The organism is Gammaproteobacteria bacterium (assembly GCA_036381015.1).
GTDB lineage: Bacteria > Pseudomonadota > Gammaproteobacteria > Steroidobacterales > Rariloculaceae > ZC4RG20.
The window spans coordinates 1-2,379 of the sequence record DASVDR010000012.1; the positions used below are offsets into that span (position 1 = coordinate 1).

At 67.3% G+C, this 2,379-nt stretch carries 2 protein-coding genes; both read right to left on the minus strand.

Annotated elements, in window-relative coordinates:
• Nucleotides 1–228: 228 nt before the first annotated feature.
• On the minus strand, nt 229–1,065 hold the full coding sequence (istB, locus tag VF329_05115) for an IS21-like element helper ATPase IstB (GenBank protein ID HEX7080372.1): 837 nt from the start codon (nt 1,063–1,065) through the stop codon (nt 229–231).
• Nucleotides 1,062–2,078, minus strand: coding sequence for an IS21 family transposase (istA, locus tag VF329_05120; protein ID HEX7080373.1), 1,017 nt, complete (start codon nt 2,076–2,078; stop codon nt 1,062–1,064). Before istA ends, istB begins: the two co-directional genes overlap by 4 nt.
• Nucleotides 2,079–2,379 lie beyond the last annotated feature (301 nt).

Sequence of the window (2,379 nt, forward strand, 5' to 3'; positions counted from 1 at the left end):
ACCGAGCGCGCCTCGATCGCCTTGCAAGTCCGCCGACGTGCGCCACGGTCGCGTGTCGCCGGCCATCACGACGCGAATTGTCCGGCGGTCCACGGCCCGGTCAAGCCACTTCGCTTCGCTCCGTCCGCTTCGCGGCTGGCGGGCTTGACCGAACCGCGTGTCAACGCCGGGCCAAAATCTGACACTTTCGCCGGTTGAAAATCTGACAGATCGGCGAGGGGACGAGCCTCAGTTCGTCGCGGCCTCCTGACGGGACCGGCGGCGGCGCTGGGGCCCGCCGTTCGCATCCGGCGTGGTGTGCAGCGCCTGCCAGAGCTCGGTGTGCTGGCGCATGCGGTAGCTGTTGCCGCGGATCGTCACGATGTGGCAGTGATGCACGAGCCGATCGATGAGAGCCGCCGCCATGACCTCGTCGCCAAAGACCGCCCCCCACTCTTCAAAACCCTTGTTGGAGGTCAGGACGGTCGACGCGTGCTCGTAGCGGCGCGTCATCAGCTGAAAGAAGAGCATCGCGCCCGTGCGGCTGATCGGCAGATACCCGATCTCGTCGACGACAAGGAGCGCGGGATGGGTGAGGACTTTCAGCCGCGCCTGTAACCGTGCGGCCGCCTGCGCTTCCTCGAGCGACGTGATCAGATCGGCGAGCGTGCCGTAATACACGCGGCGGCCGCTTTGCGCCGCGGCGATCGCCAGGCTGATCGCGAGATGGGTTTTACCGACGCCGGGCGGGCCAAGGAAGACGACGTTTTCCCGCCGCTCGACGAAGCCGAGCTCGTGGAGGCTCTCCATTTGCTCCCGACGCAGCGAGGGCTGAAACGAGAAATCAAATTCGGTGAGCCGCTTGACGGCAGGCAACCGGCTCGAGCGCATCGCGGCCTGCAAGCGGCGGTTGTTGCGCAGCTGAATCTGCGCGCCGAGCAGCTGCTCGATCGCCTCGGCGGCGGTGATCGTCGCGCCGTCGACGCCGTGGAGGATCGCATCGAGGGCTTCGAGCGCGCCGGGCATGTGCAAATCGGCGAGCATCTGGCGCAGCCGATCGCGACGGGACGGGGCGGGGGCCTTCATGCGAGCCCTCCCGTGAGGCGGGCATACACCGCGAGCGAGCGCTTCTCGACGGAGACGAGCGGGCGCGCCGAGACCGACGGCGTCGTGCGCGGCGGGGCGTCCGGCACGAGCACGGACGCATAGGGGCGCGGCGCGAGCGGGTGCAGGAGCAGACGCTCGTCGCGATCGAAGCGATCGCGTGGTCGCTCGCGCGTCGTGGCGTGCACGCGCACGTTGGCGACGTCGTCGAGCCAGGCGCGGCGCTGCTGATCGAGGTCCGCATCATTGGCAAACGTCCGCCCGTAGACGAAATTGTCGCGGAGATAGCGCACCGGGCGCTCGACTTTGCCCTTGGTCTGCGCGCGGTAGGGACGACACGCCCGCGGGGTGAAGCTCCAGTGGTGCGCAAAGCGGAGAAACTCCAGATTGCGGACCAGCGCGCCCCCTTGCAGCCGCAGGTCGCGCGTGATCACCGCTTTCATCTGATCGAAGAGCAGCTCGTGCGGCACGCCGCCGAAATACCGAAACGCGTCCTCGAGCCCGTCGATCAGCGTCCGCATGTCCTGGCGCACGTAGAAGCGGCACCAGAGCAATCGCGAGTAGCCGAGCACGACGAGCAAGGCGTACCGTACGCCCCACGGAAACGTGAACCGCGCGAAGTCGACCTGCGCCTGCCGGCCCGCCGGCGTTTCGAAGCGGATCACCGGCGCGGCGGCCGGCGTCGGTCGCACCTGCCGGACAAACGCTTTCAGCTGGGTGTAGCTGCCCTCGAAACCGGCGGCGCGGATCTCCGCCAGCAGCCGCACGGCGGATAACTGCGGGTAGGCGGCGAGTCGCGTCTCGATAATCGCCTTGTAGGCATCGAGCTTGGTCGGTACCGGCCGGCGCGGCCCGTAGCGCACCGGCGTGGCGTCCAAATCGCGATCGAGCTCGCCGTCGCGAATCCAGCGGTGAATGGTCTCTCGGCTGACGCCGAGCTGTCGCGCCAGCGCGCTCTTGCTGGCGCCCTGCTCCAGATAGTGCCGCAGTAGCATCCGTGTCTCCCGTCCGATCATCGCGTCTCCACCTTCGTGAAGACGCATGGTGAAATGAATCACCGGCCGGGAGCGAGGCTCTCAGCCGGCAGCCAGACCGTGCTGCCGACTGTCAGATTTTCGCCCGCCACAAATGTGGAATTTACGCCCGCCGCTAACACGAGCTCGTCAATGGCGTCCCGCCGTTTCGCATGAGATGCAGCGGAGCATCACGTGGAGGTGCTGGACGTGTCAACCTGGTCGGATTGGTGCCCTTCAGGAAGGACTCGCGGGCGAGGACAGTCTTGCACGGCCGAGCCAC